General features: G+C 44.9%; 14 protein-coding genes and 1 pseudogene. All 15 read left to right on the top strand.

Going from position 1 to position 16,293, the window contains the following annotated elements; all coding sequences use genetic code 11:
- The first annotated feature begins 5 nt into the window (after positions 1-5).
- Positions 6-1,064, top strand: coding sequence for a tetratricopeptide repeat protein (locus tag G5B06_RS15960; protein ID WP_173772499.1), 1,059 nt, complete (start codon positions 6-8; stop codon positions 1,062-1,064).
- A 1-nt stretch (position 1,065) separates the two neighbouring features.
- Entirely contained in the window at positions 1,066-2,301 is a 1,236-nt protein-coding gene (gene hflX, locus G5B06_RS15955; protein ID WP_173763077.1) for a GTPase HflX, read from the top strand.
- A 217-nt stretch (positions 2,302-2,518) separates the two neighbouring features.
- Positions 2,519-4,891, top strand: a complete 2,373-nt coding sequence (locus G5B06_RS15950) for a ribonucleoside triphosphate reductase (RefSeq protein ID WP_148445176.1) — start codon at positions 2,519-2,521, stop codon at positions 4,889-4,891.
- 946 nt (positions 4,892-5,837) lie between these two features.
- Positions 5,838-6,278, top strand: coding sequence for an amino acid-binding protein (locus G5B06_RS15945; RefSeq protein WP_173763078.1), 441 nt, complete (start codon positions 5,838-5,840; stop codon positions 6,276-6,278).
- A 21-nt stretch (positions 6,279-6,299) separates the two neighbouring features.
- A complete protein-coding gene (locus G5B06_RS15940) occupies positions 6,300-6,971 on the top strand; it encodes a response regulator transcription factor (protein ID WP_173763079.1) in 672 nt (223 codons plus the stop codon).
- Between the two features lie 7 nt (positions 6,972-6,978).
- Positions 6,979-7,995 (top strand): sensor histidine kinase, encoded by a 1,017-nt coding sequence (locus G5B06_RS15935; protein WP_173763080.1) that lies wholly within the window; start codon positions 6,979-6,981, stop codon positions 7,993-7,995.
- A 220-nt stretch (positions 7,996-8,215) separates the two neighbouring features.
- Positions 8,216-8,983, top strand: coding sequence for an ABC transporter ATP-binding protein (locus tag G5B06_RS15930; RefSeq protein ID WP_021976913.1), 768 nt, complete (start codon positions 8,216-8,218; stop codon positions 8,981-8,983).
- A complete protein-coding gene (locus tag G5B06_RS15925; RefSeq protein WP_173772497.1) occupies positions 8,976-10,997 on the top strand; it encodes an ABC transporter permease in 2,022 nt (673 codons plus the stop codon). Before G5B06_RS15930 ends, G5B06_RS15925 begins: the two co-directional genes overlap by 8 nt.
- A gap of 213 nt (positions 10,998-11,210) precedes the next feature.
- The gene (locus G5B06_RS15920) at positions 11,211-11,930 is read left to right on the top strand and encodes an AzlC family ABC transporter permease (protein WP_148448482.1); all 720 of its coding nucleotides are present in this window, start codon (positions 11,211-11,213) and stop codon (positions 11,928-11,930) included.
- Entirely contained in the window at positions 11,920-12,234 is a 315-nt protein-coding gene (locus G5B06_RS15915) for an AzlD domain-containing protein (RefSeq protein ID WP_118168807.1), read from the top strand. The genes G5B06_RS15920 and G5B06_RS15915 overlap by 11 nt, the downstream gene beginning before the upstream one ends.
- 385 nt (positions 12,235-12,619) lie before the next feature.
- The gene (locus tag G5B06_RS15910) at positions 12,620-13,852 is read left to right on the top strand and encodes an RHS repeat domain-containing protein (RefSeq protein WP_173763082.1); all 1,233 of its coding nucleotides are present in this window, start codon (positions 12,620-12,622) and stop codon (positions 13,850-13,852) included.
- Between the two features lie 133 nt (positions 13,853-13,985).
- On the top strand, positions 13,986-14,999 hold the full coding sequence (locus G5B06_RS15905) for a hypothetical protein (protein ID WP_173763083.1): 1,014 nt from the start codon (positions 13,986-13,988) through the stop codon (positions 14,997-14,999).
- Between the two features lie 398 nt (positions 15,000-15,397).
- A complete protein-coding gene (locus tag G5B06_RS15900) occupies positions 15,398-15,616 on the top strand; it encodes a DUF3791 domain-containing protein (RefSeq protein ID WP_021977916.1) in 219 nt (72 codons plus the stop codon).
- Positions 15,613-15,961: pseudogene (locus tag G5B06_RS19670) on the top strand (DUF3990 domain-containing protein). The gene G5B06_RS15900 and the pseudogene G5B06_RS19670 overlap by 4 nt, the downstream one beginning before the upstream one ends.
- On the top strand, positions 15,951-16,175 hold the full coding sequence (locus G5B06_RS15890; RefSeq protein WP_021977914.1) for a hypothetical protein: 225 nt from the start codon (positions 15,951-15,953) through the stop codon (positions 16,173-16,175). The pseudogene G5B06_RS19670 and the gene G5B06_RS15890 overlap by 11 nt, the downstream one beginning before the upstream one ends.
- Positions 16,176-16,293 lie beyond the last annotated feature (118 nt).

The following is a 16,293-nucleotide window of genomic DNA, read 5'->3' as shown; positions in this document are numbered from 1 at the left end:
ATTCCATGAAAAATACAAAGACCGTATTGATTCTTGCAGCCGTTACAGGAGCTTTGCTTCTGGGCGGCTGCGGCAGTGAAAAAACAAAAACATACGAGCAGGCCGGAAAAGATCTTTCCCAGGGAAGCTACAAGTATGCCCTGGAGGAGTACCAGAGTTCCATCCAGAACGGGGTAAAACTGGCACAGTCCTACCGTGGGGCAGGCATTGCAAGCCTGCGTCTCGGTAAATATGAGGATGCCGTGAATAATTTTACAGAGGCACTGAACTGCGATAATGTGAGCAAAAACCTCCGCAAAGATATCCTGTCCTACCGTGCTACCGCAGAACTGAAATGGGGCAAGTATGAGGACGCCATGGCAGACTGCCAGACACTTGGAGAAGATTTTTCCATGGATGCAAGCAGTTATTTCCTCACCGGAAAAGTTGCTCTTGCTATGGATTCCTACGAGGAAGCTGCGTCTAACTTCAAACAGGCTTACGGAGAGGATGCCACCTATGATATGGCGATCCAGATTTATGAGGCATACCTGGATAAAGATATGGAAGCAGACGGAACCAGATATCTGGAGGCTGCTCTTTCTTCTGAGGCCAAGGACGCTCAGGATCACTGTGACAGAGGCCGTGTCTACTACTATATGGAAGACTACACCAATGCAAAAAAAGAGCTCCTGGAAGCATCCAAGAAGGATAATACAGAGGCCCTTCTTCTCATGGGAATGGTATATCTGGCTCAGGACGATGTGGAAAATGCTCAGGCAATGTACAAACAGTATATTTCCGCAGTGGGAGATTCTGCCAAGGGATATAACGGCCTGGCACTGTGTGATATCCGGAACGGGGATTATGATTCCGCTCTTGATAACATTACAAAAGGCCTTCCTACTGCTACCACAGACGAGATGCAGAGCCTTCTGTTCAATGAGATCGTAGCCTATGAGAAGAAACTGGATTTTGCTACCGCACTGACCAAGGCACAGGAATATATTGACATGTTCCCGGAAGATTCCGCCGCAAAAAAAGAGCTGGCTTTTCTGAAAACCAGAACGTCTTCGGAGGGCTGATATGGAATATTTTGAGGAAATACAGGATCGGGTTATTCTGATCGGTGTCCAGGCGAATCTGGGGGACGACATGGAAGAATCCCTGGATGAACTTGGGGAGCTTGCGGCTACAGCCGGCGCGGCTGTTGCTGGCAGGATCATTCAGAACCGTGAGGCAGTACACCCCGGTACCTATATCGGAAAAGGCAAGATCGAGGAGGTAAAAGGCCTTCTCTATGCTTTGAATGCCAATGGCGTGATCTGTGACGATGAGCTTTCTCCTGCACAGATGAACAATCTGGAGCGGGAACTGGAATGCAAAGTCATGGACCGTACATTGTTGATCCTTGATATTTTTGCAAAGCGTGCTGTTACAAGCGAAGGTAAGATCCAGGTAGAGCTTGCACAGCTTCGTTATCGTTCCGCACGTCTTGTGGGACTTCGTTCTTCCCTTTCACGACTTGGAGGAGGAATCGGTACCAGAGGCCCCGGTGAGAAGAAACTGGAGACAGACCGCCGTCTGATCCGAAACCGGATCTCCGCACTGAAGCAGGAACTTTCCCAGGTGGAGAAACACAGGGAGCTGATCCGTTCCAGAAGAGCGGTAGGCAATCTGAAGACTGCGGCTATTGTGGGTTACACCAACGCTGGAAAATCCACGCTTTTGAATACACTGACCGGTGCGTCGGTGCTTTCGGAGGATAAGCTTTTTGCCACGCTGGACCCCACTACACGTCTTTTGACACTGGATGACGGGCAGCAGCTTCTTCTTACGGATACCGTAGGATTTATCCGAAAACTTCCACATAATCTGGTAGAAGCCTTCAAGAGTACCCTGGAAGAAGCCAAATATGCGGACTACATCATTCATGTAGTAGATGCGTCCAATCCCCAGGCGGAGATGCAGATGCATATCGTATATGAGACCCTGAAAGAGCTGGGTGCCCTTGGGAAAAAGACAATCACACTTTTTAACAAGCAGGATCGTGTTTCCGGGGAGAGTCTCCGGGATCTCCGTGCAGATCATACGCTGAAAATTTCCGCACGGACAGGAGAGGGACTTGGAGAATTTAAACAGCTTCTTTCGGAGATTCTTGCAGAAGGCCAGATTTATATGGAGCGGCTTTTTCCATATTCAGAAGCAGGTCAGATCCAGCTGATCCGTGAGTATGGACAGCTTCTTTCGGAAGAATATACAGAAGGCGGAATCGCTGTAAAAGCAAGGGTTCCGCGGGAAATCTATCCGAAAGTCACATAATGTTAAAAAATCTACTCAGTACCATATATAGTACCGTGAACAAAATGGACACTATATATGGTGCTTTTTGTGTTGACGCAAAGAGGTGTGTCTGATACAATAAGCCTACAGCGCTTTGAACATAGATCGTGAAACGGGGTATGTTCATGGGCAGGTAAGTGAGGCGGAACGGGAGTGTCCGCTTTATAAATACATGCATGAGGGAGGCATTTTTCTTATGTTTCAGGTAGTAAAAAGAGACGGTGAATTAGACGAATTTAAGATGGGGAAGATCACCGCGGCAATTGATAAGGCGTTTGATGCCAAGGGCAAGAATTACAGCCCGGATATGATCGATCTTCTGGGACTTCGTGTTACAGCGGATTTTCAGAATAAGATCGAGAACAACCGGATCTCTGTGGAAGATATCCAGGACAGTGTGGAGAACGTACTGATCCAGGCAGGATATTCCGATGTTGCCAAGGCGTATATCCTTTATCGCAAGCAGCGTGAGAAGATCCGCAATATGAAATCCACTATCCTTGACTATAAAGAGATCGTAAACAGCTATGTGAAGGTTGAGGACTGGCGTGTAAAAGAGAACTCAACAGTAACCTATTCCGTAGGAGGACTGATCTTAAGCAACTCCGGAGCAGTTACTGCCAATTACTGGCTGTCGGAGATCTATGACAACGAGATTGCGGAGGCACACAGAAATGCGGATATCCATATCCACGATCTGTCCATGCTGACTGGATACTGTGCAGGATGGTCCCTGAAACAGCTGATCCGTGAGGGTCTTGGCGGAATCGAGGGTAAGATCACTTCCGCACCTGCCAAGCATTTAAGCGTACTCTGCAACCAGATGGTCAATTTCCTGGGAATCATGCAGAACGAGTGGGCAGGCGCACAGGCATTTTCATCTTTTGATACCTACCTGGCTCCTTTTGTAAAGGTAGACAACCTTTCCTATACAGAAGTAAAGAAATGCATTGAGTCTTTTGTATACGGCGTAAATACTCCGAGCCGCTGGGGAACTCAGGCACCATTTTCCAATATCACACTGGACTGGACTGTTCCGGACGACCTTGCAGAACTTCCGGCAATCGTAGGCGGCAAGGACATGGACTTCAAGTACAAAGACTGTAAGAAAGAGATGGATATGGTCAATAAGGCATTTATCGAGACCATGATCGAGGGAGATGCCAACGGACGTGGATTCCAGTATCCGATCCCGACCTATTCCATCACAAAGGAATTTGACTGGTCTGATACCGAGAATAACAGACTTCTCTTTGAGATGACTTCCAAGTACGGTACACCGTATTTTTCCAACTATATTAACAGTGATATGAAACCAAGCGACATCCGCAGCATGTGCTGCCGCCTCCGCCTGGATCTCCGTGAGCTCCGCAAAAAGAGCGGCGGTTTCTTCGGTTCCGGTGAGAGCACAGGTTCTGTAGGTGTTGTAACCATCAATATGCCACGTATCGCATATCTTTCCAGAACACCGAAGGAATTTTATCAGCGTCTGGATCATATGATGGATATCTCCGCGAGATCTCTTCACATCAAAAGAGATGTGATCAGCAGACTTCTGGATGAGGGACTGTATCCGTACACCAAGAGATATCTCGGAAGCTTTGAGAATCATTTTTCCACCATCGGTCTTGTGGGAATGAACGAAGCGGGCTTAAATGCATGTTGGCTGAAAAAAGACATGACAGATCCGGAAACCCAGAAGTTTACAAAAGAGGTTCTGGAGCATATGAGAAACCGTCTTTCCGACTACCAGGAGCAGTATCCGGGAGAGCTTTTCAACCTGGAGGCAACACCGGCAGAGTCCACGGCGTACCGTCTTGCCAAACACGACAGAAGCCGTTATCCGGATATCAAGACAGCAGGAAAAGAGGGCGATACTCCGTATTATACAAACAGCTCTCATCTGCCGGTTGATTATACTGCGGATATTTTTGACGCACTGGATATTCAGGACGATCTGCAGACACTGTATACATCCGGAACTGTATTCCACGCATTCCTGGGAGAGAAGCTTCCGGACTGGAAGGCAGCAGCGTCTCTGGTACGTAAGATCGCGGAGAATTATCGTCTGCCATATTACACCATTTCTCCGACTTATTCCGTATGTCAGGAGCATGGCTACATCAGCGGCGAGCATTTCACCTGCCCGAAATGTGGAAAGAAGGCCGAGGTTTACAGCCGTATCACCGGATACTACCGTCCGGTACAGAACTGGAACGATGGTAAAACACAGGAGTACAAGAACCGTACCCTCTATGATATTACCCATTCCCAGCTGAAAAAAGTACACACCAGCATGATGACCATGAAAGGTGATGAGGTTGAGATCCAGCCGGTGGCATCTCACAAATATCTCTTCACAACCAGTACTTGTCCGAATTGTCGTATGGCAAAGAAAATGCTGGAAGGCGAAGAACTGGAGATCATCGATGCCGAGCAGAATCCCGAACTTGTCAAGCAGTACGGGATCCGTCAGGCGCCTACACTTGTGATCACTGACGGGGCACAGGTTAAGAAGTATGTGAATGCTTCTAATATACAGAAGTATGTGGACGAAGAGCTGGATTGAGCTCTTCAGGGCAACTGCAATTATTGAAATGGATGGCTGGACGCATGTCTGTTGGATGTGCGTTCGGCTTTTTTATATGTTATTTTTGTTTTTGGGAAAGGTGGTTGACATTTTGGGTTGTGATGGTATACTTATATTTGAAATTTAGTAATTAAAAGCGTTACGCTTTAACGTATTAATGTGAATGTATCGCTGTGCTACATCGTGGGGAGATCCGGGAATTGTTTCCCGGCGGAAATATGCGAGGGGGAAAGCACTCAGAGTTGCGAAGCCCGCTTTTCCCCCTCGCGCTCCCCCTTTCCGGGCACGCATTTTGAGGCGTACGTTGTGGAATGTGCTACGTTATTGGCTGGGCGATGTACTCCAGGGTGTCGAAGCCGTCAGGCTGAGCCGATGGATGAGGGCGGACGGGAAAGCGGCCCGCGTAGCGGGCCTGTTCCCTGTTTTTTGCTCAAATCGATAAAAATAAACCGCGGGTTATAGCGTAGTGCATTCATCTATATCGGCATAGCCTACAATATCCAACACCGTAAAATCCATCGCCCCGCCAGCAAAGCAACACATTCCACAACGCAGAACAGCGGCGTGGCCGGGAGGGGTGGAGCGCGAGGAGGGGAGTATGGCCTTCGCAACTATGAATGCTTCCCCTCCTCGCAACTGCCGCATGCGAAAATGCTCCCCCCGGAAGGGAATGCGCCGCATGCGAAATGCTCCCGCTGGAAGGCGATATACCTGCCGCATGCGAAATGCTCCCGCCGGAAGGCGATATATCTGTCGCATGCAAAATGCTCCCCTGGAAAGGAAACCCGCCACATGCGAAATGCCCCACCTCGGGAGGGGATTCACTTCCCACAAATTTCATGCTAAAATAAACAAGAAAATAACAAAAGAATAATAACAAAAGAATAATAAGAAAAGAATAACAAGAAAAGAGGAAAACATTATTATGGTAAAACAGAACATCGTTTTCGTAGAAAACACCCCAGGCAGTCTTCAGAAAGTTACAAAGATTCTTGCAGAGAATCAGATCGACATCTACGGCTTCGGCTGCTTCGACGCACCGGAATTCGCAAACTTCCGTATGGTATGCGATGATCCGGAAAAAGCAGATCAGATCATGGCAGAAAACGGATATATGACCCGTATCACTCAGGCTATCCTGGTGGATCTTCAGGATGAGATCGGCGGCCTGGACAAACTTTTAAGTGTCATGGGCGACAGCAACGTAAACCTTCATTACATCTACACCTTCTTCCACAGAGGCCTGAAAGTCCCGGTAGCGATCATGCACTGTGAGGATCTTCTGGTTGCAGAGAGTGTTCTCCGTAATAATGGCTTCAAGGTTCTGAACCGCCTGGTAGATCCGGATGGAGTGGAAGAAGCGTAAACACAAAAAGGACGAACAGGAATGAAGTATCGCATTTTTATTGTAGAAGATGACGAAACAATCGCGAATCTTCTGAAAAAACATCTCAGTTCCTGGGGATATGAAGTTTTTCTGGCTGAGGATTTTTCCAATGTACTGCAGGAATTTGCGGGGAAAGATCCTCAGCTTGTTCTTCTGGATCTGAAACTTCCCTTTTATAACGGCTTTCACTGGTGCGAGGAAATCCGAAAAGTCTCCCAGGTGCCGGTGATCTTTATCTCCTCCGCAGCCGACAATATGAACATGGTCATGGCCATGAGCCGTGGAGCAGATGATTTTATTGCCAAGCCTTTTGACATGGACGTACTGGTAGCCAAGATCCAGGCAATCCTCCGCAGGACCTATTCCTTTGGAAATCCGGGAAATATTCTGGAACATAAAGGAGCAGTGCTCAACCTTTCCGGGGCTACGCTGACCTGGAACGGGATGGAGCTGGAACTGACCAGAAATGAACTGCGTATCCTGGAGCTGCTTTTTTCCCAGGCAGGCAGACCGGTATCCAGAGATGCTATTATGACCAAACTGTGGGAAAGTGACAGCTTTGTGGACGACAACACCCTGACCGTAAACATTACACGCCTTCGCAAAAAGCTGGAGGCAGCAGGCCTTGCGGATTTTATTATCACGCGAAAAGGGCTTGGTTACATGGTGTGAGGTTTTTATGAAATTATTACGCGCATATTTGAAACAGACAAAAATTTTTCTCATTGCCTTTGTTTTTGCGGTGGCTGCATCGGCAGCAGTGGTCTGCCTGTACCAGCTTCCCGCTGAGGCAGTGATCTATATGGCAGTTCTGTGGCTTGGAGCAGGAGCTGCCGCTTTTTTATATGGATATGTCCGCTACCGGCAGAAGGTGCAGACACTCTGCCTGGTGGAAAAAGCTCCGGAGATCAATCTGGACCGGCTGAATGAGCCCACTGATGAAGTAGAACTTGTTTACCGGGAGATCATCCGGAAACTGGACAGTATGCGGATGGGCGCGGAAACAGACCGGCAGCGTTCCCTGGAGGAGATGACGGATTACTATACCATGTGGGCGCATCAGATTAAGACGCCGATCTTTGCCCTGCGGCTGTTACTTCAGGAGGAACCGGAGCGGAACCGGGAATCCTTGGCGCAGCTTTTTCGCATTGAACAGTATGTGGAGATGGTTCTAGGGTACCTTCGAACAGAAGACATGTCCGCAGACCTGAAGCTTGCCCGGTGCTCTCTGGATCGGATCATCCGGGAACAGATCCATAAATATGCAGGGATCTTTGTGGCAAAAAAGCTCTCATTGTCCTATGAGGGGACGGATGCGACCGTTCTCACTGATGAAAAATGGCTCGGTTTTGTCATTGGACAGATTCTTTCCAATGCGTTGAAATATACAAGAACGGGCAGTATTGAAATCTGGCTGGAGGATGAGCGTGGAAAACGGACATCGAATACAGCACCGGCAATCCTTGTCATCGCAGACACCGGCATCGGAATCCAGGCAGAAGACCTTCCACGGATCTTTGAAAAAGGCTACACAGGAGTTAATGGCCGGGAGGACAACCGGGCCACCGGGATCGGCCTGTATTTAAGCCGGAAGATCCTGAAAAAGCTGAGCCATGAGATCACTGTGGATTCCCAGGTGGATAAAGGCACGGAAGTCCGGTTGAGCCTGTGGAAAAAAGAGCTGGATATGTATTGAGATTTTTTTACAGAAGCCAAACCTTACACAAATGTAAGCTTCCCCCGCAAAATGTAAGCCACTTCGATGGCAGCCGCCGGAGAATTTTCTTATACTGAAAACATAAAGTAGCGTTCCAAGTAATTATTACATTGAGTGCAGTTCTTTAGAACATGAATGATACTACGAATGCACGAATCCCCTGGAACGCTGCAAACACAGATAAGAAAGGAATTGGCATATGGCATTACTGGAAGTAACAAATGTAAAAAAGATATACAGCACCCGCTTTGGCGGAAACAAAGTACAGGCACTTTCCAATGTGACCTTTTCGGTGGAAGAGGGGGAATATGTGGCGATCATGGGAGAGTCCGGTTCCGGAAAAACAACGCTTCTGAACATTCTGGCAGCCCTGGATCGCCCCACATCCGGTGAAGTTCTTCTGGAAGGAAAAAGCATCACCCATCTGACAGAAAAAGAGATTTCCGCATTTCGCCGGAAAAACCTGGGCTTCGTATTCCAGGATTTCAACCTTCTGGACACTTTCAGTCTTCGTGACAACATCTATCTTCCCCTTGTGCTGGCAGGCGAAGATTATCAGGAGATGGAACAGAAGATCCGTCCCATTGCAAAAGCCCTTCACATTGATCAGCTTCTGGAAAAATTTCCCTACGAAGTTTCCGGTGGACAGAAACAGAGGGCGGCAGTTGCAAGAGCACTGATCACAGATCCCAGGCTGATTCTTGCGGACGAACCCACTGGAGCACTGGACTCCCGTGCGGCGTCCGACCTTCTTTCCATGTTCAATGAGGTGAATCAGGAAGGCCAGACTATTCTCATGGTAACCCACAGTGCACAGGCAGCCAGCCACGCATCCAGAGTTCTTTTTATCAAGGACGGACAGGTGTTCCACCAGATCTACCGTGGCACAAAAACCAGACAGGAAATGTACCAGATGATCGCAGATACCCTGACGATCCTTACGACAGGCGGTGAGAGCCATGCGTAGAGGACTGTTTGGAAAACTGGCAGTACAGAACATCCGCAACAACCGGAGCACCTATATTCCCTATATGCTTACCTGCATTTTCTGTATTGCCATGATGTATATGATGGAATTTCTGCGGGACTGTCCCACATTGGAGAAAGCAGTGCCCCAGGCATCAGAAGTGCGGATGATCGTGGGAACCGGAGAAGTGGTTGTCGGAATTTTCTGTGTCATCTTTCTGATCTACAGCAACAGTTTTCTTATGAAACGAAGACAGAAAGAAATCGGACTTTACAATATCCTGGGACTGGAAAAAGGCCATATCGGAAAAGTGATGTTTCTGGAAACGATTATGACTTCACTGATCTCCATGATAGCAGGAATCGGGCTTGGAATCCTTGGCAGTAAACTTTCGCTGCTTCTGCTTTTTCGTTTTCTCCATGTTCCGGCAGTTCTGGGATTTTATATATCCATCACGGGAATTCTGTTCTGTGTGGCAGGATTTGGAGCTGTTTTTCTTATTATCCTTGCACTGAACCTTGCGAGAGTGCAGATGAATAATCCGGTAGAACTTCTGAAAGGCGGAAATACAGGAGAGAGGGAGCCCCGGGCAAAATGGCTCATGGCACTTCTTGGTATGATCTGTCTTGGCGTGGGATATTATCTGGCAGTAACCACGGAATCCCCGATTCAGGCAATTTTCATTTTTCTTCTGGCGGTAATTCTGGTCATGGCAGGAACGTATCTTCTTTTTACAGCAGGAAGTATTGTGATCCTGAAACTGCTTCGGAAGAACAAAAAGTTCTACTATAAAACCAGCAACTTTATCAGTGTTTCCGGCATGATCTACCGTATGAAACAGAATGCGGCAGGCCTGGCAAGTATCTGTATCTTAAGTACCGGTGTACTCCTGCTCCTTTCCATGACGGTGTCTTTGTATTTTGGAATGGGGGACATTATGGTGAACCGGTATCCTTTTGATACGGATGCCAAAATCTCCGGTATCAGCCAGGAACAGAGTGAACAGTTTCAGAAGGTTTTTGCACAGGCAATCGAAGATTATCAGGTGCCTGCAGAAAAAACAGTGACTGAAATGTATCTTGAGATTGGCTGCAAGCATGGAAAAAACGGCATTATGATCGGACAGGCCTACAGTTACTCGGAAGATGGGAATTCCGTAGACCTGTATACAATCCGCCAGTCTGAGTATGAGAAACTTACCGGGGAAAAAACAGATCTCCACGATGGCGAGATCTTTGCCTGGTATCCGTCTGAAAAGGAAAACGACATATTAAAAATTGATGACCGGGATTTTGCAGTAAAGAAATGGCTGGAAAAAGCGCCTTTAAGTGCGATGACCAATCTGGTATCCAATATGGCGGCGATCGTTGTGACGGATTCGGACTTTGAGTATATTGACGGGCTTCGGACAAAGATGTACGAAGGAGTTGATGCTTACGAGGCGGGAAAAGATCTCACAGTTCATCTGGGTGCAGATATCCGTGGCAGCAATGAGGAAAAGATCCGGTATGGTCAGGCTGTTTATCAGGCGCTGAAAGATTACTGCCGCAGTGGTGGCTTTTCTGAGAATACCATCGTGATCGGTGGTGTCCGCCAGAGTGAGTACGAAACTTATTATGTGGATAACGGAAGTATCCTGTTTATTGGAATCTTTCTGGGAGCACTCTTCCTTATGGGAACGGCGATGATCATTTACTATAAACAGATCTCAGAGGGCTACGAAGATCAGGGAAGGTTCCAGATCATGCAGAAAGTGGGCATGAGCCGCAGAGAAGTAAAAGGTGCCATCCGCAGACAGATCCTTCTGGTATTTTTTATCCCGCTTGTGATGGCGATGGTTCATATTTCCATGGCATTTCCGCTGATCCGCCGGCTCCTGCTGCTGTTTGGAATGGCCAATACAAAACTGTACGTGGGCTGTACGGCAGGAACGGTTCTGGCTTTTGCGCTGGTCTATGGACTGATCTACTCCATGACAGCAAGATCCTACTATAAAATCGTAGAAAAAGCATAAAATCAGGGAAAAAGCACAGGTGTGTTTGCTGTGAAGTATTGAAGTTTTGATATGTCGATGCTACAATGAAAGAGCGTGTCAGGAAGCGAAAAAAGTTTCCAGGCACGCTCTTATTTACGTGTGCAACCGGGTTCATGACAGGATGGGATCAAGCCGTAAACGCGGATGATCTTATGTTATGCCTGACTAACATACATACAATGGAGGAAATCGATGAAAAGAGAAAGTTTCAGAAAAGGTATGAAAGATGGCGTGCCCATTGGACTGGGATATTTCGCGGTGTCGTTCACCTTTGGCATGATGGCCGTTGCCGGAGGCTTAAGTATCTGGCAGGCAGTTCTGATCTCACTGACCAACCTGACATCCGCCGGTCAGTTTGCGGGACTGGACATTATTTTTGCGGGAGGTTCCATGTGGGAGATGGCAATGACTCAGCTGATCATCAATTTGAGATATTGCCTGATGTCTTTTTCTCTGTCCCAGAAATTCCGGCGTGAGGAGTCTGGCATCCTGAAGTATATCGCCGCCTTTGGTATCACCGATGAGATCTTCGGAATCAGTGCGGCCCAGGAGGGAAAAGTCAGCGTATTTTACAATTATGGAGCCATGTGCGTGGCGATCCCCGGATGGACTCTGGGAACTCTGGTAGGAGGTATCTCCGGTAGTCTTCTTCCGGATTTTATGCTCAGTGCCTTAAGCGTTGCCATTTACGGAATGTTCCTGGCCATCATCATCCCGCCGTCCAAAAAGAGCAGACCGGTTCTTGGAGTGGTTGTGGCATCCATGGCAGTCAGCACCATTTTTGCGGTGACACCGGTATTAAAACAGGTATCATCCGGATTTATGATCATTATCACAACACTTCTGGTAGCAGGCCTGGCAGCTTATTTCTGCCCGGTGGAAGAGAAGGAGGAAGCAGCACATGAGTCATAACGTATATCTCTATATCCTGGTGATGGCAGCAGTCACCTATCTCATCCGTATGCTGCCCCTTGCTCTTGCAAAAAACGAGATCCGAAGCCCGTTTATCAAGTCCTTTCTGTACTATGTGCCATATGCCTGTCTGGCAGCCATGACCTTTCCGGCCATCCTGAAAGCCACAGACAGCATCATTTCCGGCGCCGCGGGATTCTTCGTAGCCCTTATTGCGGCATATAAAGAGAAAAGTTTGATCACAGTAGCGCTGTTGGCGTGTGCGGCGGTGTTTATTGTGGAGCGGGTTCTGGTATTTATCTGAATGACTGATTTAACCAAATCAAGTAAGTCCCCTGCGGGGTTGCGAAAAGCGATAAGCAGTGGGTGGGGACTTGCTTGCACATACGGGTGCTTCTTTACAAAGCGAAATACCATTGCTGACTAGAAAATTTTGTGGGAAGATTCCATCCGTCTCTCCGCAGGCATTTTCAAAAGCCAGAAACAAAATGAATTACACTTCTTGCAAAGAACTTTTTGAATTTTCTGCAAAAAAATTAATATTACCGATTCCTATCAGTATGATGAGCGGAATCAGCTTGTAGTATACATATACAACCGGTGATGTTCAGGGAGCTCCTGTAAGTTTAGGAACAGGAACTTTTGACAGTATATGGAGAGATAAGCTTCTGAAATGGAATACTACGGAAATGAAATATGATGCCGTGGGAAACATGCTGAAAAAAGGAACAACTGTATTTACCTGGAATCAGGGGCGAATGCTGGCAACTGTTGACAACGGAAAGAAGATCAGTTATGGTTATGACCATACAGGGAATCGAGTACGAAAAACGGTAGACGGAGTAACTACGGACTATTGTATGGCAGGAGATCTTCTTGTAGCAGAAACAAGCGGGGATAAAATTATCTGGTATAAATATGATTCTGCAGCAAATCTGATTTCCATACGTGCATACGGAAAAGAATTCTTTTATATAAAGAATCTTCAGAATGATGTTATTGCACTTGCCGATGCTTCCGGAGAAATTGTGACAGAGTATAAATATGACAGCTGGGGAAAAATTCTGAGCATCACAGGAAGCAAGAAAGATACCATCGGTAAGACAAATCCATTCCGCTATAAGAGTTATTATTATGACAATGAAACAGAAATGTATTATCTGAGAAACCGGTATTATGATCCGATAATAAAAAGATTTATCAATGCAGACAATTTTTTTGCCGTACAGGGATCACCGGAAACTTTGCATAATCGTAACCTGTTTGCATATTGTGACCATAATCCGCTTACACGTTCAGACTCAGATGGAGATGCATGGATGGTTGCAGCAGCCAGCTTTGCTGTTGGAATGGCTGCCTCCGTTGCCTGCCAGATGGTAATTGAAAGAAAAAGCTTTGATGAAGTGGACTGGTTGTCAGCAGCTGTGTCAGGTTTGGGAACTGCAGTTGGATTTATGGGAATTGGAGGAGCAACAGGAAAATTAGTTGTAGCGACTATAAGTGGAACCGTAACAGGAATTAGCGAGTATAAAGAGAGCAGAAATTTAGAAAGTGCGATACTTAATGGAGGAATTGATTTTGCTATGAATGCGGCAGGCAAATTCACTGATGGGTACTTGCAATTTAAAAGAGGTGATTATTATAAAAAGGCCATAAGAGGAATAAAGAATTTAAATTTGGGCCCAATCAAATCAATTCCCTTATATGTACAGGCACAAAAATATTCACAAAAACATGTTAATACATTGATAAAGTCAAATGCGAAATCCTATGTTAAAGATTATTTTAAGGGAAAAACAAGAGAATATGTACTTTCAAAAGGTAGACTGGTAGGCGGTGGATGTGAAGCTGGGGCAGGAAAAGAGACAAAAAGATTTCTTATTTATGAAAAAAATGGATTGCTTAATTACGTGTATATATAAAGTATATCTTATAAACTGGGAATATAGATAATAAAGAGGTAAAATTACTATGTTTTCTGTTGAGTACATAAACATTCCAAAATTTATAGCAATAATGGTTATAGCATATCTTATGAATGATGTATTTCTTTTTATGAAATTTGGCAATGATGCTACAAAACAGCTTATGGCAATTATGCTAGGGTATATAATTGTTGTTCGGAATTTTGGATCTCTCAGAAATGAACCATTTGCGAACTGCTTTGGGGAAGAGAATCCTTTGTATGCGATGGGATTTATGCGGGAAAAATCTCAGAAATCCAAATGGGCGGCATATCAGCGAGGAATTTTTTTCTGGCAGGCGTTTGCACTGGTTCTTGCAATTATGTCTAACATTGCATTTATATTGGTACGACGTTTGGTGTTCAGTGATTTCGAAGAAATAGCTGTATATATGAGTGCTTTTTTACGTATTTCCTATGTCTCTTTTGTTATAATCCTGATTGGCTATGTAATTACATGGAGTTATTATATGGTGACCTATCGCCGGAGCTTCCAATATTACACAGGCAGGAGTAGAGTTTGGAAGCCATTCAGCTTTGTAGGACAGGATCATTATTGTGACTGGCCGGAAGAGTTGAGTATTTTATCACGAATCTGTGCAAGTACATATCCATACGAAGAAGATGACAACGTAAAAGAAAATATAAAGAAATCCTGTGTATTGGATGGTTATGAAAAAGCGTGTGAATTCGATTTTTCAGATCAGGGAAAGGTTACTTTTTATAAGAAAACCGAAGTAGCAGAAGTTCATATATTATCTGTAGCAGAAACAGAAATCTTGTGGGACGAGCATACAAAACAGCTGAATGATTTTTTCGGGGAATTCTGGAGGGATAATATTGGAAAAGAAGAGGAAAAACAGCCAATATACTTTACATTTGTAATTTTCTGCAGAAGAACAGATTCACTGCTTGCAAAACAGATTCTGGAAGAGGCGAATGGATTGCTCATGTACAGGAACCGATACCGCCTGGGTGCAATATTCAGTGAGAAGGAATACAAACTAAATATTAAACAGGTATCGCCCAAGTCACACTACAAAGATATCTACCGCAAAATGTCCGGAGAACTGAGACGCTTTGCCGGGGGAGATGCAGAAATATAACGGAAGTATAATATGCCAGGAGGGAGCTCGTCAGAGCTTCTTCTATTCCATTGTAACCGCAAAATAAAAGGAATAAATTAAGACAAACAAACTATAACTGGGAAAATCTTTTCTGAGGAATGCTTGTATTTCTTGCAGATTGGATTTTCCCTCTTTTATATTGTAGGGGAGAAATATTCAGGTTATAATAAAGAAAACGGCAGTAAAACAATAGAGAATGAGAGGTGATAAGATGTTGACCAATGCAATGAAAGAAGAGAAAAATTCATCCGTTGGTCTGCAGATTTGGATCTCCGGTATGACAGAGTCTTTTCTATTATTGATATTCAGGAAAAAAATATGTAGAAGTGAGGAAGAATTCTTCCGTTTTATCAGAACGTGCAAAAGGAGGAATGCATATGTGTAATAAAAAAGAATTAAGCTTTTCAATATTTATGATATACAGTCTCGCAGATAAATGGAAGATGTCTCCGGCCAAAGTATATAAAATATTAAATTCAACAGGGATTTTAGATGATTACATTATTAAATGTTATGATGTGCTTCATACACAGGGAAAAGAATATTTGGTGGAAGACATTACAGATTTTGTGAAAGAAAAAGGTGTCAATGTATGATTGTATATCATGGATCAACAGAAATTATAAAAAATCCAGATGTAGTTCATTCAAAAAAGTATTTGGATTTTGGCAGAGGATTTTATATTACGACATTCGAAAATCAGGCAAAGAAATGGGCAGTCGCTGAATAAAGAATATGATATTATCATCGGAAATGTTGCGGATGATGATGTGTTCAAAACCGTAGATATGTATTTTAGAGGATTGTGGAATAAAGAAAAAGTTTTGAATGAATTAAGATATTACAAAATGAATAATCAAATATGTATTGTAAAGCAGGAGGCGTTGGATTGCCTTCTTACTTTCCAAAAGGCATATGAGGTGAATAGTAATGGTAAATAAAAAGCAACTGGAAGAATTTTATAAACAGAATTTGGAAAATGATATTATTAATACAATTTCGGAGATGAAAGGGATTGATTTACGAAAAGCACTTGATATTTATTATTCCAGTAGACTATCTGAGCAGATTTTAAATGACAGCTATGGAATAGAAAATATGGATGCAAAATATCTTGCAGAAGATTTGATAGAAAATGAACCGGAATTATTTTGAAATTAAAAGAGGCAGTTATGGAAATGGAGGGAGCTCCCAAAAGCTCCCTCCATTTCCATTTATTTGTGTGACAGTAAAAATAAACCCCCTGCTATGCAGGGGGAGGGAAGATCTTTAG

This window comes from Blautia luti, assembly GCF_013304735.1.
In the GTDB taxonomy this organism is placed as follows: domain Bacteria; phylum Bacillota; class Clostridia; order Lachnospirales; family Lachnospiraceae; genus Blautia_A.
The sequence above is the reverse complement of the archived record's forward strand: the minus strand, read 5'-3'. Positions and strand labels throughout refer to the sequence as shown.